General features: G+C 69.6%; 16 protein-coding genes. 11 read left to right on the top strand and 5 right to left on the bottom strand.

Annotation, left to right across the window (positions count from 1 at the left end; all coding sequences use genetic code 11):
* Positions 1-21: 21 nt before the first annotated feature.
* Positions 22-1,575, bottom strand: coding sequence for a histidine ammonia-lyase (gene hutH, locus CACI_RS01265; RefSeq protein WP_012784502.1), 1,554 nt, complete (start codon positions 1,573-1,575; stop codon positions 22-24).
* A 90-nt stretch (positions 1,576-1,665) separates the two neighbouring features.
* Between hutH and hutU the strand changes: the two genes are divergently transcribed.
* From hutU to hutI, 4 genes are all read left to right on the top strand, one after another.
* A complete protein-coding gene (gene hutU / locus CACI_RS01260; RefSeq protein WP_012784501.1) occupies positions 1,666-3,336 on the top strand; it encodes a urocanate hydratase in 1,671 nt (556 codons plus the stop codon).
* A 62-nt stretch (positions 3,337-3,398) separates the two neighbouring features.
* On the top strand, positions 3,399-4,592 hold the full coding sequence (locus CACI_RS01255) for an allantoate amidohydrolase (RefSeq protein WP_041540939.1): 1,194 nt from the start codon (positions 3,399-3,401) through the stop codon (positions 4,590-4,592).
* Complete coding sequence (locus CACI_RS01250) at positions 4,589-6,022, top strand: formimidoylglutamate deiminase (protein ID WP_012784499.1); 1,434 nt, start codon at positions 4,589-4,591, stop codon at positions 6,020-6,022. Before CACI_RS01255 ends, CACI_RS01250 begins: the two co-directional genes overlap by 4 nt.
* Before the next feature lie 271 nt (positions 6,023-6,293).
* Positions 6,294-7,475: an imidazolonepropionase gene (gene hutI, locus CACI_RS01245; protein ID WP_012784498.1), complete on the top strand. Its 1,182-nt coding sequence runs from the start codon at positions 6,294-6,296 to the stop codon at positions 7,473-7,475.
* Positions 7,476-7,501: 26 nt separating this feature from the next.
* On the opposite strand, the gene CACI_RS01240 is transcribed toward hutI, so the two are convergent.
* Positions 7,502-8,896 carry a cell wall-binding repeat-containing protein gene (locus CACI_RS01240; protein WP_012784497.1) on the bottom strand — a complete coding sequence of 465 codons (1,395 nt, stop codon included), beginning with the start codon at positions 8,894-8,896 and terminating at the stop codon, positions 7,502-7,504.
* 230 nt (positions 8,897-9,126) lie between these two features.
* Between CACI_RS01240 and CACI_RS01235 the strand changes: the two genes are divergently transcribed.
* From CACI_RS01235 to CACI_RS01225, 3 genes are all read left to right on the top strand, one after another.
* Entirely contained in the window at positions 9,127-10,449 is a 1,323-nt protein-coding gene (locus CACI_RS01235) for an MFS transporter (RefSeq protein WP_012784496.1), read from the top strand.
* An 82-nt stretch (positions 10,450-10,531) separates the two neighbouring features.
* The gene (locus CACI_RS01230) at positions 10,532-11,095 is read left to right on the top strand and encodes a SigE family RNA polymerase sigma factor (protein ID WP_012784495.1); all 564 of its coding nucleotides are present in this window, start codon (positions 10,532-10,534) and stop codon (positions 11,093-11,095) included.
* Positions 11,085-12,146, top strand: a complete 1,062-nt coding sequence (locus CACI_RS01225; protein WP_012784494.1) for a hypothetical protein — start codon at positions 11,085-11,087, stop codon at positions 12,144-12,146. Before CACI_RS01230 ends, CACI_RS01225 begins: the two co-directional genes overlap by 11 nt.
* 58 nt (positions 12,147-12,204) lie before the next feature.
* Here CACI_RS01225 and serS read toward each other — a convergent pair whose 3' ends face one another.
* Complete coding sequence (gene serS / locus CACI_RS01220; protein ID WP_012784493.1) at positions 12,205-13,482, bottom strand: serine--tRNA ligase; 1,278 nt, start codon at positions 13,480-13,482, stop codon at positions 12,205-12,207.
* A 105-nt stretch (positions 13,483-13,587) separates the two neighbouring features.
* Between serS and CACI_RS01215 the strand changes: the two genes are divergently transcribed.
* Positions 13,588-13,908: a rhodanese-like domain-containing protein gene (locus tag CACI_RS01215; RefSeq protein WP_041540936.1), complete on the top strand. Its 321-nt coding sequence runs from the start codon at positions 13,588-13,590 to the stop codon at positions 13,906-13,908.
* Here the strand turns inward: CACI_RS01215 and CACI_RS01210 are convergent.
* A complete protein-coding gene (locus CACI_RS01210) occupies positions 13,874-14,575 on the bottom strand; it encodes a glycosyltransferase family 2 protein (RefSeq protein WP_012784491.1) in 702 nt (233 codons plus the stop codon). The two genes, CACI_RS01215 and CACI_RS01210, sit on opposite strands and share 35 nt — an antisense overlap.
* A 30-nt stretch (positions 14,576-14,605) precedes the next feature.
* Between CACI_RS01210 and CACI_RS01205 the strand changes: the two genes are divergently transcribed.
* Positions 14,606-15,232 carry a TetR/AcrR family transcriptional regulator gene (locus tag CACI_RS01205; protein WP_012784490.1) on the top strand — a complete coding sequence of 209 codons (627 nt, stop codon included), beginning with the start codon at positions 14,606-14,608 and terminating at the stop codon, positions 15,230-15,232.
* A 181-nt stretch (positions 15,233-15,413) separates the two neighbouring features.
* Positions 15,414-16,544, top strand: a complete 1,131-nt coding sequence (locus tag CACI_RS01200) for a hypothetical protein (RefSeq protein WP_143765115.1) — start codon at positions 15,414-15,416, stop codon at positions 16,542-16,544.
* 122 nt (positions 16,545-16,666) lie between these two features.
* Here the strand turns inward: CACI_RS01200 and CACI_RS01195 are convergent, their stop codons facing one another.
* Entirely contained in the window at positions 16,667-17,650 is a 984-nt protein-coding gene (locus CACI_RS01195; RefSeq protein ID WP_012784488.1) for a DUF5926 family protein, read from the bottom strand.
* 281 nt (positions 17,651-17,931) lie between these two features.
* Between CACI_RS01195 and CACI_RS01190 the strand changes: the two genes are divergently transcribed.
* A complete protein-coding gene (locus CACI_RS01190) occupies positions 17,932-19,878 on the top strand; it encodes an anthranilate synthase family protein (RefSeq protein ID WP_012784487.1) in 1,947 nt (648 codons plus the stop codon).
* Positions 19,879-20,288 lie beyond the last annotated feature (410 nt).

The following is a 20,288-nucleotide window of genomic DNA, read 5'->3' as shown; positions in this document are numbered from 1 at the left end:
GAGTGAGGCGGGCCGGAAGCCTCAGTTCAGCGGACCCACGGCCGTCTCGACGGCCGCGACCACCGCGCCGGACTTCAGCGCGTCCTCGGCGGCGCGCAGCTCCGGCGACAGGAAGCGGTCCGGGCCCGGGCCGCCGACGCCGGCCTCCCGCAGGGCCCTGACAGCCGCGCCGGTCCCGGCGGCGGGCTGCAGCGGCGCGCGCAGTTCCAGCGCCCGCGCGGCGGCGACCAGCTCGACGGCCAGGATGCGCCGCAGGTTGTCCACGGCGGTGCGCAGCTTGCGCGCCGCCGACCAGCCCATGGAGACGTGGTCCTCCTGCATCGCCGAGGACGGGATCGAGTCCACCGACGCCGGGACCGCCAGCCGCTTGTTCTCGCTGACCAAAGCGGCCTGCGTGTACTGCGCGATCATCAGGCCGCTGTCGACGCCCGGGTCGTCGGCGAGGAACGGCGGCAGGCCGTGCGAGCGCGCGACGTCGAGCATGCGGTCGGTGCGGCGCTCGGCGATGGAGCCGAGGTCGGCGGCGGCGATGGCGAGGAAGTCCAGGACCATCGCGACCGGGGCGCCGTGGAAGTTGCCGTTGGACTCCACGCGGCCGTCGGCCAGCAGCACCACCGGGTTGTCGACGATCGAGGCGAGTTCGCGCTCGGCGACCGTCGCGGCGTGCGCCATGGTGTCCCGCGTGGCGCCGGCGACCTGCGGGGCGCAGCGCAGCGAGTAGGCGTCCTGGACGCGGGTGCACTCGTTGGGCTCGCGGTGCGACTCCATGATCGGCGAGCCGTCGAGCACCTTCACCAGGTTCGCGGCGGAAGCGGCCTGACCCGGATGCGGGCGGATGGCCTGCAGTTCGGGGCGGAACACCTTGTCCGTGCCCAGCAGCGCCTCGACCGACATCGCCGCGGAGATGTCCGCGACCTTCACCAGCTCGGTCAGGTCGCCAAGAGCCAGGATCAGCATGCCGAGCATGCCGTCGGTGCCGTTGATCAGCGCCAGGCCCTCCTTGGGCGCCAGCTCCAGCGGCTCGATGCCGTGCTCGGCCAGGACCGGTCCTGCGGCGACCGCAGAAACCCCGTCCGCCCCGACAACCTCGCCCTCGCCCATGAGCACCAGGGCGACGTGCGACAGCGGCGCCAGGTCGCCGGAACAGCCCAGCGAGCCGTACTCGCGCACGGCCGGGGTGACGCCGGAGTTCAGCAGCGCGGCCATGGTCTCGGCGACCACGGGGCGCACGCCGGTGTGCCCGGTGGCCAGCGTCTTCAGCCGCATGAGGGTGAGCGCGCGGATCACCTCGGGCTCGACCAGCGGGCCCATGCCGGCGGCGTGCGAGCGGATCAGGGAGCGCTGCAGCTGCGCGCGCATCTCCGGATCGATGTGCCGGGTGGCCAGCGCGCCGAAGCCGGTGGAGATGCCGTAGGCCGGGGTCGGCGCGGCGGCCAGCCGGTCCACCACGGCGCGCCCCTCGGCCAGCGCCTTCAGCGACGTCGCGGACAATTCGACGCGGGCACCGTCCCGGGCCACGGCGACAACGTCACCGAAAGTGAGATCCGCCTCACCGATCACCACTACCTGGCTCATTGCCACCCTGCTCCCTTGTGGGGTTCCTACTGCGTCTGAATGAATGAGATCATACGGTCGATCGCCCGTATGAATGAGAGGGGTCCAGGAATGACCGCGACCAGTGGTCCGCGCCCGGTCCGCGCCGCCCGCGGCACGAGCATCACCGCGCAGGGCTGGCAGCAGGAAGCCGCTCTGCGGATGCTGATGAACAACCTCGACCCGGAGGTCGCCGAGCACCCCGACGAACTGGTCGTCTACGGCGGCACCGGCAAGGCGGCGCGCAACTGGCCGTCCTTCGACGCGATGGTGCGCACCCTGCAGACGCTGAAGAACGACGAGACGATGCTGGTGCAGTCCGGCAAGCCGGTCGGCGTCATGCAGACCCACGAGTGGGCGCCGCGCGTTCTGCTCGCCAACTCCAACCTGGTCGGCGACTGGGCGAACTGGGAGGAGTTCCGGCGCCTGGACGCCTTGGGCCTGACCATGTACGGGCAGATGACCGCCGGCTCCTGGATCTACATCGGCACGCAGGGCATCTTGCAGGGTACGTACGAGACGTTCGCCGCAGTCGCCGCCAAGAAGTTCAACGACACCCTGGCCGGGACCATCACCCTGACCGCGGGTCTGGGCGGCATGGGCGGCGCGCAGCCGCTGGCCGTCACCATGAACGGCGGCGTGGCGATCTGCGTCGACTGCGACGAGCGCTCCATCGACCGCCGCGTCGAGCACCGCTACCTGGATGTGAAGGCGAACTCGCTGGACCACGCGCTGCAGTTGGCCACTGAGGCCCGCGACAAGCGCGAGGCGCTGTCGATCGGCGTCCTGGGCAACGCCGCCGAGCTGGTCCCGCGGCTGCTGGCGATGGACGCGCCGATCGACATCGTCACCGACCAGACCTCGGCGCACGACCCGCTGGCGTACCTGCCGCTGGGCATGGACTTCCACGACATGAAGCAGTTCGCGAAGGACAAGCCGGCCGAGTTCACGCAGCGGGCGCGCGAATCGATGGCCAAGCACGTCGAGGCGATGGTCGGCTTCCAGGACAAGGGCGCCGAGGTCTTCGACTACGGCAACTCCATCCGCGGCGAGGCGCAGCTGGCCGGATACACGCGCGCCTTCGACTTCCCCGGCTTCGTGCCGGCGTATATCCGTCCCCTGTTCTGCGAGGGCAAGGGCCCGTTCCGCTGGGCCGCGCTGTCGGGTGAGGCATCCGACATCGCGAAGACGGACAAGGCGATTCTGGAGCTGTTCCCGGAGAACGAGTCGCTGGCGCGCTGGATCAAGATGGCCGGCGAGCGCGTGCACTTCCAGGGTCTGCCGGCGCGCATCTGCTGGCTCGGCTACGGCGAGCGCGACAAGGCCGGCGCGCGTTTCAACGACATGGTCGCCGACGGCACGCTGGCCGCGCCGATCGTCATCGGGCGCGACCACCTGGACGCCGGGTCCGTGGCCTCGCCGTACCGCGAGACCGAGGCGATGGCCGACGGCTCCGACGCGATCGCGGACTGGCCGCTGCTGAACGCGATGGTGAACGTCGCCTCCGGCGCCTCGTGGGTGTCGATCCACCACGGCGGCGGCGTCGGCATGGGCCGCTCGATCCACGCCGGGCAGGTGACCGTCGCCGACGGCACGAAGCTGGCCGGGGAGAAGGTCCGCAGGGTTCTGACCAACGACCCGGGCATGGGGGTGATCCGGCACGTGGACGCCGGGTACGACCGTGCCGACGAGGTCGCCGACGAGCGTGGTGTACGCGTGCCGATGCGTGAAGGTGACGCGTAACAGTGTCCTTGTTCTCTGTCCACAGGGCTGTGGACGAGGCGGAGGCGAGTGCCTACAGCGACATGTGGCGCTCGCTTCTGCCCCTCGGCCTGAACTCCGACACCGGCGGCTACCGCCGTTTCGCTTGGAACACCGCGGATCTGGCGTGCCGCGACTGGTTCCGCTCCGAGGCCGCCGCGCGCGGCTTGGAGGTGGAGACCGACCGCAACGGCAACCTGTGGGCGTGGTGGGGACCGAAGGGTCCCGGCGCGATCGTCACCGGTTCGCACTTGGACTCGGTGCCCGACGGCGGTGCTTTCGACGGGCCGCTCGGCGTGGTGTCGTCGTTCGCGGCGGTCGACGTGTTGCGTGCTCGCGGATTCACTCCGGCCAAGCCTTTCGCAGTGGCCTGTTTCTCGGACGAGGAAGGCGCGCGATTCGGTATTGCCTGCGCGGGGTCTCGCTTGATGACGGGCGCGCTGTCCGCTGAGAAGGCGCGCGGTCTGTGCGATCTGGACGGCGTCACGATGGCGTCGGCGATGGAGCAGGCGGGACAGGACCCTGCGACGCTCGGGCGCGACGACGAGCGGTTGGAAGGCATCGCCGCCTACGTCGAGCTGCACGTCGAGCAGGGCAAGGCGCTGGCCTTCACCGAGTCGCCGGTCGCGGTGGCCTCGGCGATCTGGCCGCACAGCCGCTGGCGCTTCGAGTTCGCCGGCGAGGCCAACCACGCCGGGACCACCCGGCTGGAGGATCGGCGCGACCCGATGCTCACGTATGCCAACGCGGTGCTGGCAGCCCGGAAGAAGGCGAAGCTCGGCGGGGCGGTTGCGACGTTCGGGCGACTGGTCGTCGAGCCCAACGGCACGAACGCCATCCCTTCGCGAGTGCGCGCCTGGCTGGACGTTCGGGCCCCGGCCGATGAGATCCTGGCAGCCGTGACCGAGGAGATCATCAAAGCCGCCGACGAGCGGGCCGGCCGGGACGGCACGGTTCTGAGCACCGAAAGGGAGTCGCACACGCCGGTCGTGGAATTCGACGACGTTTTGAGGAACCGTCTGGCGGGCAGTCTTCGTCAAACGTTCGGCGCCGTCCCCGTGCTGCCGACTGGTGCGGGGCACGACGCCGGAATCCTGGCGGCGGCCGTACCGACCGCGATGCTGTACGTCCGCAACCCCACCGGCGTGTCCCACGCGCCCGGCGAGCACGCGGACGACCGCGACTGCCTGGCCGGGGTGACCGCACTCGCCGACGTGTTGCAGGAGCTGTGCCAGTGACTTCCTCCGAGAACCCGCAGACCGCGACCACGATCCCGGCCACTACTCCCTCCCCGAACGGCGGCGCCGCCAGCGCCGGCGCCGACCGGCGCGCGTTCTGGTGCGAACTCGCCTGGATCAACGGCGAGATCAAGAGCAAGGTCCTCATCGAGGTCGCCGGCGGGCAGATCTCCGCGGTCACCTGCGGCGTGAAACCCCGCCCCCAGAACGCCGAGAAACTGACCGGCCTGACCATCCCGGGCCTGGCGAACGTCCACTCCCACGCCTTCCACCGAGCCCTGCGCGGCCGCACCCAGATCGAGTCCGGCACCTTCTGGACCTGGCGCGAACGCATGTACGCCGCCGCCGCGCACCTGGACCCGGACTCCTACCGCGAACTGGCCACCGCGGTCTTCGCGGAGATGGCACTGGCCGGCGTCACAGCCGTCGGGGAGTTCCACTACGTACACCACTCGCCCAAGGGCGGCCTGTATCAGGACCCGAACGCCATGGGCCACGCCCTGACCGAGGCCGCCGAGGCCGCGGGCATCCGCATCACCCTGCTGGACACGTGCTACCTGTCCGGCGGCTTCGACAACGAACTGAACGACGTCCAGCGGCGCTTCTCCGACGGCGACGCCGGCCGCTGGGCCGAACGCGTCGAGGCACTCCGCAAGGCTTATGCGGGCTCTGACACGGTACGCATCGGCGCGGCGGTGCACAGCGTCCGCGCCGTCCCCGTCGATCAGCTCTCCCCGGTGGTGGCCTTCGCGGCGGAGAACGAAATGCCCCTGCACGTCCACCTGTCCGAGCAGCGCGCGGAGAACGACGCCTGCCTGGCCCGCCACCACAAGACCCCCACCGAACTCCTGCACGCCCACGGCGCCCTCGGCCCGCGCACCACCGCCGTCCACGCCACACACCTGTCCCAAATGGACATCGACCTCCTCGGCACCTCCGCCACGGCGGTCTGCATGTGCCCCACCACCGAACGCGACCTGGCCGACGGCATCGGCCCAGCCCACGCAGTCCACCTCGCAGGCTCCCCCGTCAACCTGGGCACCGACTCCCACGCCATGATCGACCTCTTCGAAGAAGCCCGAGCCGTAGAACTCGACGAACGCCTCCGCACCGAACGCCGAGGCCACTGGCTAGCCTCCGAACTCCTCCAAGCCGCCACCACCGACGGCCACGCCTCCCTAGGCTGGCCCACCACAGGCCGCCTGCAACCCGGCACCCCCGCCGACTTCACCACCATCGCCCTCGACACCGTCCGCCTAGCCGGCGTCCAACCCGCCCACGCCGCCGAATCAGTGATCTTCGCCGCCACCGCCGCCGACGTCCGCCACGTCGTGGTCGCCGGTAAGTTCACGGTCCGCGACCATCAGCACATGCTGGTCGACGACGTGCCGGGACGCCTGGCCGCGACGATCGGGGCGATCTTCAAGTAGGGCGGTGTTCGAGGCGGCGGGGCGCGGCGGCGAGGCGGTGGCTCGGCGGCGCGGGGGTTCCGCGACTCGGAGCGAGGGCAGCGGCCAGGCTGCTGGGCCATTCGGGCGAAGGCCTGACAACGCGAGGCACCACTTTCCACGTGCTCCAGATAGCAGTCACGTGGAGGGCAGCCGGGAATCACAAGCTCAGAGGCCCAGGCGTGCCGACTCGACTCGAGGCTTGCCGTCGTGGCCGGCAACACTGGCAAACTGGGCGAAAGTCCTCAACACCATGGGAAGCAGCGTGACCAGTACTCTCCTCACCGGCATTGCCGAGCTCACTACTCACGCCGATTCCGGTGGCTTGGCCGACTCGACCGTTGCCGATGCCGCCATGGTCGTTGTTGATGGGCGGGTTGCGTGGACGGGTCCGGGGGCGGGGGCTCCGGATGCTGATGAGCGCGTGGAGCTTGGGGGGCGGGCGGTGATTCCTGGGTTCGTTGACAGCCATGCTCATCTGGTGTTTGCCGGGGATCGGGCGCAGGAGTTTGCTGCGCGGATGACTGGGGCGCCGTACAGTGCCGGCGGGATTCGTACGACTGTCGCTGCCACGCGTGGTGCGTCGGATGATGTGCTGCGCAGTAATCTGCGGCGGCTTGTCGGGGAGATGTTGCGGCAGGGGACGACGACCGTTGAGTGCAAGTCGGGGTATGGGCTCACGGTTGAGGATGAGGCGCGGGCGTTGCGGCTGGCGCGTGAGCAGGTCGAGGCGGTGACGTACCTCGGTGCGCATGTTGTGCCGGCCGAGTACAAGGATCGGGCTGGGGAGTACGTCGATCTGGTCAAGGGTCCGATGCTAGATGCCTGTGCGCCGTATGCCGACTTCGCCGATGTGTTCTGCGAGCGCGGGGCGTTCGATGAGGAGCAGACGCGCGAGATTCTGACCGCTGCTCGGGCCAAGGGGCTGGATCTGCGGTTGCATGCCAACCAGCTCGGCAATGGGCCTGGCGTGCAGCTCGCTGTCGAGTTCGGCGCGGCGTCGGCGGATCACTGCACGTTCCTGGACGACAAGGACATCGACGCGTTGGCTGGATCACAGACTATTGCGACGCTGCTGCCGGGGGTGGAGTTCTCGACGCGCTCGCCGTACCCGGACGCGCGCCGGCTGCTGGATGCCGGGGCGACCGTCGCCATCGCCACTGACTGCAACCCAGGGTCCTGCTACACGAATTCGATGCCGTTCTGCATCGCCGTGGCGGTCAGGGACATGCACATGTCGCCGGCCGAGGCGCTGTGGGCCGCGACAGTCGGTGGGGCAAAGGCACTGCGCCGCGATGATGTCGGCCACCTGGGCGTCGGTGCCCGCGCGGACTTCGCTGTGCTGGACGCGCCGAGCTATCTCCACCTCGCCTATCGGCCGGGCGTCCCGCTTGTCCACAGGGTGTGGAAAAACGGGACGCCGGTCGCCGGGTAGCGCGAAGCAATAGAACCCTCAACCCATCACGGGTTGTACTCCCCGCTGTGCGCCGCGTCCGCGATCTGCCCGTACACGTGGTCGGTGATCGCCTTCGGGCCGCCGAAGACGTCGACGTAGGAGATCCCGGCCTGCTTGCCCATGGCGTCGAAGTAGGCGCCGATGGGGTCGGGCAGGTGGGTCGGGTCGGTCAGCAGCAGCGGCTGCTGCACGTTCGCCACGTACGCGGCGCCGGTCAGGGCGTCGGCGAAGGTCGTGCCGCTGGCCACGCCGACGAGGTAGGTCAGTGAGAACTCGCCGAACACCTTCGCGGAGGTCGCGTACCGGTCGGCGCCGGACAGCTCGCTGTGGCACAGGCCGCCGGCCAGCGCGCCCAACGCGTGCACCGCAGCGCCACCAACAGCAGTCACCGCGTTGCAGTTCGCCGTGCCGAGCTTGCCCTTGACGTACGCCGAGGTGCTCGGGTCGAAGAACTTCGCGCCGTTGGTCAGGATGATCGCGGCCGGCTGCGGCGCCTGGCCGGCGACCTCGGTGGCGCGGGGACCGGCGGCCAGCGGACCGGCGGACAGGGCGTCCGGGAAGTCGGTGCCGGTGGCGACGACCACGTTCGCCGGGTCGCCCAGGCCGAACTTCGCGACCTGCAGCGCGGTGTCGAAGCGGGTCTGGCCGGCGAAGCGCTGGACCTTGTAGCCCTCGGTGATCAGCTGCTGGTCGACCGAGGCCGACACCGCGGCGTACCCGCCGAGGATGAAGATGGTGCGGCCCTTCGGCACGACCCGGTTGATCTCGTCGTTGGCCGCGCCGTACAGACCCGCGTTCGGCGGGGTCAGCAGCAACGGACCGCGCTTGTACGCGGCCAGCGGCCCGCCGGCGAGGGCGTCGGGGAAGGTACCGGAGGTCGCGATGACCGCCGTCTGCGCCTGACCCCAGCTGCTCTTCGGATCGACCGTGAGCCACTGCTTCTGCGAGATCTGCACCGCGGTGTCCAGCCGGTCCGCGCCGGCGATCCGCGTGATCTGCGCCTGCCCGGCAGCGCCCCCGATCAGCAGGTGGCCGCTCTCGACGGCCGGGGAGTAGCCCGGCCACTGCAGCGTCAAAGTGACCCGGTAGTCGCCGGGGTTGGTGTACGTGTGCGCCACGTCCGCGTCGGTCGACAGCGCCGTGGACGTGCCGTCGCCGAAGTCCAACACAGCCTTGCAGCCGTTCGCCGCGTCGATGGTGTTGGCGGCGACGCGGATCCCGATGGTCGCGGGAGCCACCGCGGCAGACGGGTTGAAGCTGATCGGACCCTGCTTCTCGGAGCCCGAGGCGCACGTCCCGGAGTCGGTCGCGGCCTGCGCCGGCGCGACCGCCAGCGTCGAGGCGGCCGCTCCCGACACCAGCGCGATGGCGGTGAGCAGGCTGGATGTTCTGCGTTTCATTGGCGAAAAGCCCCCTATGCCCTGACCATCGCAGTGGACGGAGAAGGCAGCAGACGAGGTGGGACGGTGTCGTCAGGAGCCTCGCGGAAAGCGCGTCCGCCATCAAAGCCCAGAGAGCGTATAGGCCGTCGCTAAAACGCTGTGGGTAAATGTGCCGTCGCTATTGCCGAACACGCATTCAGTCGGCCACCGTGAACAGGATACGAGGTCACGTCAACGGGGGAGAGCTGATGAGGACCATCATCAACCGGGATTTCACCCGGCTCTGGTACGGGGAAGCCGTTTCCGAGGTCGGGGACTACGTCTTCAATACGACGCTGGTCCTGTGGATAGCCACAAAGCTGGGGAACGGCAAAAGCTGGGCACCGGTCGCGGTCTCCGGCGTGCTGCTCTCGGGATTGGCAGCGACCTTGGCCATCGCCCCTGCCGCCGGGGTCTTCGCCGATCGATGGAACCGCAAACGCACCATGTTGCGCATGGACGCGATCCGGGCCGTCGCGGTCGGCGGCCTCGCCGCGCTCGCCTTCCTGCCGGCCGGCAAGCTTCCGGTCGGCGTCTGGCTCGCGATCATCTACGCTGTGGTCTTCGTCATCAACGCGGCGGGGACCTTCTTCGGTCCCTCGCGCATGGCCGTCATCCCCGACGTGGTCGGCGGTCCCGACGAGATCGCGCGGGCCTCGGGCATCACGCAGTCCACCGCCGCGCTCGCCGGGATGATCGGACCGCCGCTGGCCGCGCCGCTGTTGTTCGCCGGCGGCGTGCAGTGGGCGATGCTCATCAATGCTCTGTCTTACGTGGTGTCCTTCACCGCGATCCGGCCGGTTCCGATCCCGGGCAACGCCCCGAGCCCGGCAGCCAAGGCCGAATCAGGGTTCTGGTCCGAGTTCAGGGCCGTGCTCGCGTTCTTCGCCAAGACCCGGGTCCTGGTCGTCCTCATCATCTCGGCGTGCATCGCCAACTTCGGCGCCCAGGCCATGAACACGCTCGACGTCTTCTTCGCGACCCGGAACCTGCACGCGGCGCCCAAGCTCTACGGCCTGCTCGGCATGGCCATCGGCGCCGGAGCCATCATCGGCGCGCTGCTGTCCACCCGCGTCGTGCGGCGGATCGGCACGGTCAACGCGGTCTGGGCGACGATCGGGACGGCGGGCGTTCTCATCGTCGCCTACTCCCGGCAGACCTCGATCTGGGCCGCGATCCCGGTCATCTTCCTGGCCTCGCTGCCGATCGCCATGGTCAACACCGCCATGGAACCGCTGCTCATCCAGGTCACGCCGCGAGCGATGCTGGGCCGCGTGTTCTCGGTGATCACGCCGGCCATCAGCGTCACGCAGCTCGGCTCGACGATCCTGTTCGGCTGGATGATCAGCTCGCTCATGCTCCACTTCCACGCCGACGTGGCCGGGCTGCACGTGGGACCGATCGACACCCTGTTCACGGTCACCGGTCTGCTGTTCGTCGTCGCCGCGATCTACGCCTTCGTCATGCTGCCGCGCAAGGACGGCGTCCCCGCCGCCGAACCGGACGACGAAGGCGAACTCGCTCTCGTCTGAGAATCTTTGCAACCTTCCGGGACCATCCGCACTCTGAAGCGGCTGTCATGAAACACAGCACACCACGGAGGGCGGGGATCCGGTGATAGGCAGGCTCACCCAAGAGGAGCTCGCGGACTTCACCGCGTTCGCCCAGGCCCGGCAACGCCACCTGATGCGGACGGCGTTCCTGCTGAGCGGCAACCGCCAATCCGCGCAGGACCTGACCCAGACGGCGCTGCTCGACCTGTGCCGCAGCTGGCGCCGGGTACGGCGCGCCGACGACGTGGACGCCTACGCCCACCGGGTCCTGATCAACGCCTTCCGGACCTCGGCACGTAGGTCGGACCGAGAGCGCAAAGCCTTGTGGCGCAAGGCTTCCGAAGCTGCCGGGTCGCCGGCCGACGGCGCGGCGCCGGACCAGTCCGTGGGCATGCGGCTGTCGCTGCTGGCAGCGCTGGACCGGCTGCCGCCGAAGGCGCGCGCCGTCGTCGTCCTGCGGTACTGGGAGGACCTCAGCGTGGAGGCGACGGCCGCCGCGCTCGGGTGCTCGACCGGCACCGTCAAGAGCCAGTCCTCGCGCGCCCTGGCCAGGCTGCGCGCGCTGCTCGGCGACGGGTTCGCCACCACTGATTCCGAGCACTGGGAGATCTCGTATGGAAACTGAAAACCCTGACACCGGAAGGATGCACCAGCTCTTCGGCGCCGCACTCGACGATGTCGATCTGACCGGAGACGTCGTGCCCAACGTCCTGACCGGCTACGCGCACAAGGTCAAGGTCCGGCGGTACCAGGGCGCCGGCGTCGCGGTGGCCGCGCTGGCGGCGGCCGGGATCGCGGTCAATGTGCTGCCGCACGGGACCGGCGGCGCGCCGCCCACGACATCGTCGGCGACGCCGGTGCAGCAGAGCCCTGATTACTGTCAGCACCAGCAGTGGGTCCGTGTGAGCGCAGGGGTCGTCGTGCAGAACGGGAACGTCCCGCTGGCCATCCCGCTGTCCCCGGATCCGAGGGCCGACCAGGCGAGCTGTGACGCCCTGCAGAAGGCACTGCACGCGGTGTTCCCCGAAGCACGGCTGATCCCGGCGTTCAACCCCGACCTCACCCGCGACCCGCGTCTGGACCAGGCTCGGGTGAGAACGATCGAGATGGAGGAGACCACCGATCCGAACAAGTGGTCCGCCGATCTGACGAAGTACTTCGGCTCCGAGCTGACGCGCCTGGCGGCCCATCCTGAGGACCCGGTGAACGTCTACATGCCCGGTCAGTACACGCTGGTCACGCCCGGCGTCCGGGAATCGTTCGGGGTCGCCTTCGTCACCGCCGCGCCCGTCGCGAACGCGCCCGAATCGTTCGTGGGATCGGTCGGCTCCGAGGACTGCGAGAAGATGCCCGCGGCTTTGAAGGACAAGGATCAGTGCACGTCCGTCGGTGTCTCCGCCGGCTGGCACGGAGCGCTGTGGAACACTCCCGCGCAAGGCGTCAACGCCCCGGAGCAGACCGTCGTCCTGACCAACGGTTCCGGGACACGCTTCCAGCTCAACGCTCACGGAACCGATGACTCGGCAAGGGGAATCGCACCCTCCGGGAACGCGCTGACCGATGAGCAGTGGGCCCGGCTGGTCGCGTCCCCGGCGCTCCAGAAGTACGCGGACGACTACTTCGGCAAGGCGCCGGTCGTGCCGCATTCGACGCCCAGCCCGACCCACAGCCGCTGATCAAAAAACGCGGCTGCCAACCGAATCCAAGTCGGTTGGCAGCCGCGTTCGTATTCTGTCAGCCCGCGACGGGCTCCAGCTTCTCGCGTCCGCCGAGGTAGGGCCGCAGCGCCGCCGGAACCGTCACCGAGCCGTCGGCGTTCTGGTGGTTCTCCAGGATCGCCACGATCATCCGGGTCATCGCGCACAGCGTGCCGTTCAGCGTCGCCAGCGGCTTCACGCCGTCGGCGCCACGCATCCGGATCTGCAGGCGGCGGGCCTGGAACTCGGTGCAGTTCGAGGTCGAGGTGACCTCGCGGTACTTGCCCTGAGTGGGGATCCAGGCCTCGCAGTCGTACTTGCGGGCCGCCGAGCTGCCCAGGTCGCCGGCCGCGACGTCGATCACCCGGAAGGGGATCTCCAGCGCGGTGAGGAACTCCTTCTCCCAGCCCAGCAGGCGCAGGTGCTCGGCCTCGGCCTCCTCGGGCAGGACGTAGGAGAACATCTCGACCTTCTCGAACTGGTGCACCCGGATGATGCCGCGGGTGTCCTTGCCGTAGCTGCCGGCCTCGCGGCGGTAGCACGACGAGTAGCCGGCGTAGCGCAGCGGCAGTTTGGCGGCGTCCAGGATCTCGTCCATGTGGTACGCCGCCAGCGGCACCTCCGAGGTGCCGACCAGGTACATGTCGTCTTCGGTCAGGTGGTAGACGTTCTCGGCGGCCTGGCCCAGGAATCCGGTGCCGGCCATCGCCTCCGGCTTCACCAGCGACGGGGTGATCATCGGGGTGAAGCCGTACGTGGTCGCCTGCGCCATCGCCATGTTCAGCAGCGCGATCTCCAGCAGCGCGCCGACGCCGGTCAGGTAGTACTGCCGCGCGCCGCCGACCTTCACGCCGCGCTCCAGGTCGATCGCGCCGAGCAGCTTGCCCAGCTCGACGTGGTCGCGCGGCTCGAAGCCGTCGGCGGCGAAGTCGCGCGGGGTCCCGACGGTCTCGCGCAGGACGAAGTCGTCCTCGCCGCCCTCGGGCACGCCGTCGATGACCACGTTCGACAGCGAGAGCTGGAGCTGCTTGAGCACGTCGTCGGCCTCGTGCTGGTCGGCCTCGGCCGCCTTCACGCCGTCGGCGAGCTTCTTGGCCTGCTCGAGCAGCGCGGCCTTCTCCTCGCCCGCGGCCTTCGGGATCTGCTTGCCGAGCACCTTCTGCTCGTTGCGCAGCGTGTCGAAGCGGGAGACGGCAGCGCGGCGCGCCTCGTCCGCGGACAGCAGCGCGTCGACGAGGGCCGGATCTTCACCTCGGGCGCGCTGCGAGGCGCGGACACGCTCCGGGTCTGTGCGCAGGAGTCGCAGGTCAATCATGGACCAAGGCTAGCCGGTCCGAGAGGTCCCGCCGTAATGCTTTGATGGATGTCCAAGCCGAATGCCCGGGCGACCCCGGAACCGCCAGACCTAGGAGTACGCATGCTGGCCACGACCGACGTGAACGCACTGCCCGAGGGCGGCCTGCTGCTCGACGTCCGCGAGGACGACGAGTGGGCGGCCGGGCACGCGCCGACCGCGCAGCACATCCCGATGTCGGAGTTCGCGGCGCGCAAGGACGAGCTGGGCACGCCCGAGGGCCCGGTCTATGTGATCTGCCGCGCCGGAAGCCGCTCGGCACAGGTGGCGCAGTACCTGAGCCAGAACGGCGTGGAAGCAGTCAACGTGACCGGCGGGATGCAGGCGTGGGAGGCCGCGGGCAAGGCGGTCGTCACGGACTCCGGGGCGGCAGGGATCGTGATCTGAGCGCCAGCAGGACGTCGCGGTACTGGCGGGCCCGGTGGATCTGGGACCGCCAGTCCTCGCCGGTGACGCGGTGCCGGAGGTCCGCGGGGACTTCAGCGACCTCGTAGCCGGCCCGGAGCAGGTCGATGGTGAGGCCGACCTCGACGCCGAAGCGCGCGGCGTAGCGGACCGCTTCCGCCGCCTCGCGGGTCAGGCAGCGCTGCCCGGACAGCGGAGCGGCGGCGTCGAAGCCCGTCAGCCTTTTGATTCCCTCCCGGGCCAGACCGACGACCAGACCGTGGCCGCCGCCGGGCTGCGGCGGCGGGAGCGCGATCGCCATGTCGCAGCTGCCGGAGCGGACGGCGTCGACGAGCGGTCCGGCCTGGGACGCGGTGTCTTCGAGGTCGGCGTCCAGGAACAGGACGTAGCGCGCCTGCTGCGGGAGCGCGGCGACGCCGGCGGCCATCGCGGCGCCCTTGCCGAGGTTGTTCCGCGTGGTCAGGACTCTGGCGCCGGCGCGGCGCGCGATGCGCGTGGTCGCGTCGCGGGAGCCGTCGTCCATGACCAGCACCGGTCCCAGCGCGGCGGCGGCGCGCACGGTGGCGGCGATCCGCTCCTGTTCGTTCCATGCCGGGATGATGACGAAGACGTCACTCGATGTGACCTCCGTGACAGGTTCCGCCTCCATGCCCCGAGCCTAGAGGTAGCGTGACGGACGATGGACGCCAGCCGACACAGCGACGACAAGATCCTGGACGCCGCGCAGAGCGCGCTGTTGGATCTGGGACTGCGCAACACCACGCTCGCCGAGGTGGCACGGCGGGCGGGCGCGTCCCGGATGACCTTGTACCGGCGCTATCCCGACATCGACGCCCTGCTCACCGAGGTGCTGGGGCGCCAGCTGATCCGGGTGGTACGGCGCAACGCCGGGCTGCAGGAGCTGGCCGGCGGCGGCCGCAGCGCCCGCGACCTGCTGGTCACCGGGACCGTCGAGGTGGTGCGGGCGTTCCACGGCGACCTGCTGATGCACAAGATCCTGGAGTCCGACGCCGAGTTCCTGCTGCCCTACATGACCCGCGAGTTCGGGCCGCTCCAGCACTACGCGCTGGACCTGCTGTCGATGCGGCTGGAGCAAGGGCACGAAGACACCTCGATCCGGCACGGGTCGGTCGCTCTGCAGGCGCGGACGGTGCTGCTGACGGCGCAGTCGTTCGTGATCTCGGCGCGCGCCGCCGGTTCGGTGCCGATGGACCGGTTGCTGGAGGAGCTCCGCGAGATGCTGGACGCGTATCTGCGGCCGAGCGCGGACGGCGCGCAGGCACCGGATCCGGAGCCCGCCGTGTAATAGCCGCTGACGTGCTGGAACCCAAACGCCCGGGCGCTGGCGACGGGGGATGCACCAGCGACCGGGCTGGAAGCACAGTACCCACGGCGATGGTTTAACGCAAAACAAGTTTGTTCGAGACGCGAATCGGTGGCGGGCGAAATGCCGGATCCGCCGGTGATCGTGCGATTTCATGGCCGGCATGGCACTTTCACGCACGGTCCGGCCGCGCGCCCTGGCCCTGCTCCCGGCCGTCGCCGCGGGCGGGGCGGCCCTGGTCGGCGCGGGCCTGCCGACCTCCGCGGCGGCCGCCGCCGCAGCCGCGTCCCACGCGGCCGCCAGCACGCTGATCACGGTGACGGTGGACAGCGTCCCGGCGTTGTCTCTCAACGCCTTCCAGGGCTCGTACGCGACCAGCACTCTGGCGCAGAACGCCGGCGACGGCTCCGCGGACGGCGCGCAGGACCCGAACGGCGTCCTCGACCGGATCACCCTGGATCAGCCGACGCAGTCCAAGATTCACTCGGACCCGGCGAAGAACTGGGCCGACGCACAGCCCGCGGTCGAGTACACGCTCCATGGGAAGAAGCTCTATGCGGTCTCCTCTGTGGACGCGCATGCCGAGTGCACTCCGTCGGGACAGGGAGTGAATACGTATGTGCACACCGCTCCGAACTCCGTGACGGTGCTCGGGACGAACGTCGGGGCTGGTAAGACCACGATGGCGGTGACCGGAGCGCAGCTCGGGGTCGCCGGCGTGGATCACGGGAGTCTTGATGTCTCGTACACGACGACGGCTACGCAGGGGCAGCAGGCTGCGGGCACGTCCGCGCGTGCGCATATGGACCTGACGATCAGTGGGGTCTTCTATGACAGCCAGGGGAAGCAGCTCTATAGCGGACAGCTGCAGAAGCTGCGCTTGGGTGACGTGCAGGTGGCGTGTCAGAACTCGGGGACGACTACGCCGGCGCCTACTCCGACCACTGCGGTGACAGTCGCGTCTTCGTCCGGAGGCTCTGTCGATGGCGTCGGTGACCCGACGGCTCCGGGTCCCGCAGCGCCGTCAACGCTTAAGGGCGAGCCTGACCCGGCGGCTTATATGCGCTCCCCGCATCAGGCGGGCCAGAACGGACAGGTGCGGGGTAACGCTAAGGACGAGATGGGACCGGCTGTGCCGGAGAACGGACCGGTGCTTCCTGCGGAGAACGCCGCTAAGAGTTCGACGTCGGGCGGTAGTGACGGTTCGCTGTGGTGGGCGCTGCTGTCAGTGCTCGGACTCGGCGGGGGGACTGCGTTGTATTTCGCTACGCGACGGCGTGGGCGGCATCAGTAGCGCCTAGCAAGCAGAAGCGCGGGAATCCCTAGGGGTTCCCGCGCTATAGAGCTACAGAGCTACAACCTACAGAGCTACAGACCTCCAGCTAACGAACTGTGCAGCTAGACACAGCCCAGCCCTTAGCGAAGCGTCACCTGTCGGCTCACCAGACCGGCGCGCGCCCGGCGCTGATCGTTCGTCAGCGGGCTGTCGTCGGTGAGCGCCTTGGCGAGACGCTCCGCGAACTCCGCTGCCGGCTTCTCGATCTCCGCGGCCTCCATCTCCTTAGGGAGATCCCAGACGGGGACGACCAGGCCGCAGGCGCGGAAGGCACCGACGTAGCGGGTGCCCTCGCCGAGGTTGGACTGCTTGGCGGCGTGCAGGCGCGCCAGCGCGTCCATCAGCTTCTCCTCCTCGTGCGGCATCACCCAGCGCAGGTGGCCCTTCTCGCGGATGCGCGTCCAGTACGCCGAGGGGACGGACTCCAGCTTCTTGGTCGGGTACGCGGCGGCGTTGGCGTGCTCCAGGGAGAGCTGCGCCTCCGGCGAGACGTCCGCGCCGTCGATGATCCAGAAGGAGAAGTCCTCGTGGACGGTGATGCCCAGGCTGTCCCCGCTGGTGTCCAGCAGGTCGCGCAGACGCGGTCCGTCCGCCGCCGGTGCAGCGGAGTCCACGACCGTGCCCGGCGCGCTGTCCAGGGCGCGCAGCAGGGCGTCGGCCAGGTCGCGGTCCGGGTCGCCGGAGGTGGCCAGGGTCTGGAGCGCCAGCATGATCTCGCCGGTGTCGCGGTGCACCGCCGGGGCGGCCATCGGCAGCACGGTGGCCAGGGTGACGGTGCGGTCGGCGTGCTCGCCGGCCAGCTTCAGCGGCGCGGTGGCGGCCGGGACCAGCTCGCGCATCGCCACGATGTCGGCCTCGCCCGGCAGCCCCTCGAAGGGCCGCTTGTTGGCGGTCACCTCGGCGGCCTGCTGGTGCGCCGCCGCTGCGGCCTCGCGTCCGTGACAGGCCTTGTAGCGGCGCCCGGAGCCGCACGGGCACGCCTCGCGCGCGCCGACGACCGGGATCTCGCCGTCCACAGCCTTCGCGGGCCCGGCCTTCGCGGTCCTGCTCGACTTCTTACCCATGCGTGCCGGCCCTTCCTTGCTGGGGTGTTTGCTTCCGAGTCAGCCTAGTAGGCCCGGAGGGTGAGACGAGCCCACACGGCGGGTGACACCCTGCTACTCTGCGGTCATGCGCTCGTTCCCCCAACAGTGGTGGTGGTCCGCCCCAGGCGGACCCCGGTAACAGCGCACCCACGCTCCCCACCGGCCGCCTCGCAAGGCGGCCGGTTTTGGTTTCTCGGAGAACTTCTCCGACAAGACCCGGTGAGCCTCACACGGAGCGGCCTCTACTGAGAGGCACCGCTATGCCACACCAAGGCCAAGGCCAGGACACCCTGACGTCGCCGTCGCCGTCGCTTCCGGACGGGCCCTTCGCGCTGATCCGGCGCGGCGTCGAGGCGGAGGTCGAACTGCTCACCGGACAGGCCTTCGAGCAGTTCCCCGCACTGGCGGATCTCCCTACTGAGGACTCTGATGCGCTCCTAGCACTCGTCCCCTATAGGCAACTCACGGAGCGCGGGGACGAGTGTCATGACGACCATGCTCCGCTGCTCGCTATGCGGATCACGGAGCGACGCAGGTTCGGGATCGCGCAGTTGCCGCCGGCTACTCCACCGGTGTTGCGGGACGGCGCTTTCGACGTGGATGACGAGGCGTATGGCGCTTCGGTGAAGCGGGTGCTGGATGAGGAGATCGGTGCGGGCGAGGGGTCGAACTTCGTCTTGCGGCGGACCTTCGTCGGACACTGCGATTCCGCAAGGGAGACGGCGTACGGAGCGTTCTGCGCATTGCTGGAGAAGGAGAGGAACGCTTATTGGACGTTCCTTATCGACACCGGCGAGGGGTTCATGGTCGGGGCGACACCCGAGCGGCACGTGTCGCTCGCCGACGGTGTCGCGGTGATGAACCCGATCAGCGGGACGCTGCGCGAGGCGCCGGCGACGGCTTCGCGGGAGCGCGTACTGGCGTTCCTGCAGGACGCCAAGGAACGCGAGGAACTGGCGATGGTGGTGGACGAGGAGCTGAAGATGCTCGCCGAGGTGGGCGACCTCGGCGGCCGGGTCCGCGGGCCGTTCCTGAAGGAGATGGCGAACCTCGCACACACGGAGTACTACATCGAGGCGCGCACGACGATGGACCCGCGCCTGATCCTGCGCACCACGATGTTCGCCCCCACCGCCACCGGCTCCCCGATCCGCAACGCGTTCCGCGTGATCAAGCGCCACGAACGCGGCGGACGCGGCTACTACGCGGGCGTCGCGGCGCTGATCGGCCGCGACGAGGCGGGCGCGCCGACGATGGACGCGCCGCTGCTGCTGCGCGTGGCGTACGTGGAGAACGACGGGACGGTGCGCGTGCCGGTCGGCGCGACGCTGGTGCGCGGGTCCGATCCGTACGAGGAGGTGCGGGAGACGTACGCGAAGGCCGCGGGGGTGCTGCGGGCCTTCGGGGTGGGGTTCGGCGCGCGCGGCGGGTTGGCGGTCGGGACGGAGGTGGCGCCGCTCGGCGGGTCGGATGCCGCCGCTGCTTCTGTTACGCCTGCACCCCTGTCTGCGCCTGATGCCACGCCGATCCGCACCACACCGTGGTCCGAGGACCCGGAGATCGCAGCCCTCCTGTCCGCACGCAACGAATCCCTGTCCGGCTTCTGGCTGAACGAGCACGAGCCGGCGGACCTCGTCGACCCACAACTGGCCGGTCGCAAGGTCCTGATCGTCGACAACGAGGACGCCTTCACCTCGATGCTGGCCGTGGAACTCCGCGCCCTCGGCCTGGAGACAACCCGCGTATCCCACGACGAAGTCCCCGACCACACCACCTACGACCTGGTCCTCCTCGGCCCCGGCCCCGGCGACCCCCGCGATACAGCGTCGCCCCGCATGACCAGCGTCCGCACCCTCGCCAAACTCCTCATCGACCACCGCGTCCCCACCCTCGGCCTCTGCCTAGGCCACGAGGCACTAGCCGCCGCCCTCGGCCTGGAACTGGTCCGCCTCCCAACCCCAATGCAAGGCACGCAGGTAGAGCTGGACCTCTTCGGCACCACAGAACGCGTCGCCTTCTACAACTCCTACGCGGCCCGCAAGCCAGAATTCCTAGTCCTCGACACAGTCCTCCTACCCGGCACCACCCTGACAGCCGCCCTCCGAGGCCCCTCCTTCACCGGCCTCCAATTCCACCCCGAATCCGTGGTGACCATGGACGGCCTCGGCATCCTCAGCCGCGAAATCCGCCGCCTCCTCACCCGTTGAAGAACCACGGCGCGGTCGGCGACAACACCGACCGCGCCACCCCGCGCTGATGAAAGCTGCTGAGTACGGACTCGCGCGGCATCACTACCGCGCCACCGCACGCCTGCCGAGCCGATCGCTCGGCGAGCCAAGCCAGGCCGCCGGGCCGATCGTGGTGCCGAGCCATCGAGTCGCTGCCGAGCTGCCGAGCTAGTTGTTCCCGGCTGCCCTCCATGTGACTGCTATCTGGAGCACGTGGAAAGTGGCGTCTCGCGTTGTCAGGCCTTCACCCGAACAGCGCAGCCACCGCGCTGCTTCCGAGGTGAGTGAGCCCTCGCCTCGCAACAGCGCGCTGGAACTTTCACTGACCGCACTAGCGATCAAAGCCTCGGCCGCGCCGCCGATAAGCGAGTCAGCCCTCGCCTCGCAGC

Source organism: Catenulispora acidiphila DSM 44928 (assembly GCF_000024025.1).
GTDB lineage: Bacteria > Actinomycetota > Actinomycetes > Streptomycetales > Catenulisporaceae > Catenulispora > Catenulispora acidiphila.
Note: the sequence above shows the minus strand (reverse complement) of the source record. Positions and strands in the feature narration are given on the sequence as shown.

Bases quoted from the DNA above. Each gene is read 5' to 3' on its own strand.
- hutH (WP_012784502.1), bottom strand. From the start codon at position 1,575: ATGAGCCAGGTAGTGGTGATCGGTGAGGCGGATCTCACTTTCGGTGAC.
- hutU (WP_012784501.1), top strand. From the start codon at position 1,666: ATGACCGCGACCAGTGGTCCGCGCCCGGTCCGCGCCGCCCGCGGCACG.
- CACI_RS01255 (WP_041540939.1), top strand. From the start codon at position 3,399: ATGTGGCGCTCGCTTCTGCCCCTCGGCCTGAACTCCGACACCGGCGGC.
- hutI (WP_012784498.1), top strand. From the start codon at position 6,294: ATGGGAAGCAGCGTGACCAGTACTCTCCTCACCGGCATTGCCGAGCTC.
- CACI_RS01240 (WP_012784497.1), bottom strand. From the start codon at position 8,896: ATGAAACGCAGAACATCCAGCCTGCTCACCGCCATCGCGCTGGTGTCG.
- CACI_RS01235 (WP_012784496.1), top strand. From the start codon at position 9,127: ATGAGGACCATCATCAACCGGGATTTCACCCGGCTCTGGTACGGGGAA.
- CACI_RS01225 (WP_012784494.1), top strand. From the start codon at position 11,085: ATGGAAACTGAAAACCCTGACACCGGAAGGATGCACCAGCTCTTCGGC.
- serS (WP_012784493.1), bottom strand. From the start codon at position 13,482: ATGATTGACCTGCGACTCCTGCGCACAGACCCGGAGCGTGTCCGCGCC.
- CACI_RS01210 (WP_012784491.1), bottom strand. From the start codon at position 14,575: ATGGAGGCGGAACCTGTCACGGAGGTCACATCGAGTGACGTCTTCGTC.
- CACI_RS01205 (WP_012784490.1), top strand. From the start codon at position 14,606: ATGGACGCCAGCCGACACAGCGACGACAAGATCCTGGACGCCGCGCAG.
- CACI_RS01200 (WP_143765115.1), top strand. From the start codon at position 15,414: ATGGCACTTTCACGCACGGTCCGGCCGCGCGCCCTGGCCCTGCTCCCG.
- CACI_RS01195 (WP_012784488.1), bottom strand. From the start codon at position 17,650: ATGGGTAAGAAGTCGAGCAGGACCGCGAAGGCCGGGCCCGCGAAGGCT.
- CACI_RS01190 (WP_012784487.1), top strand. From the start codon at position 17,932: ATGCCACACCAAGGCCAAGGCCAGGACACCCTGACGTCGCCGTCGCCG.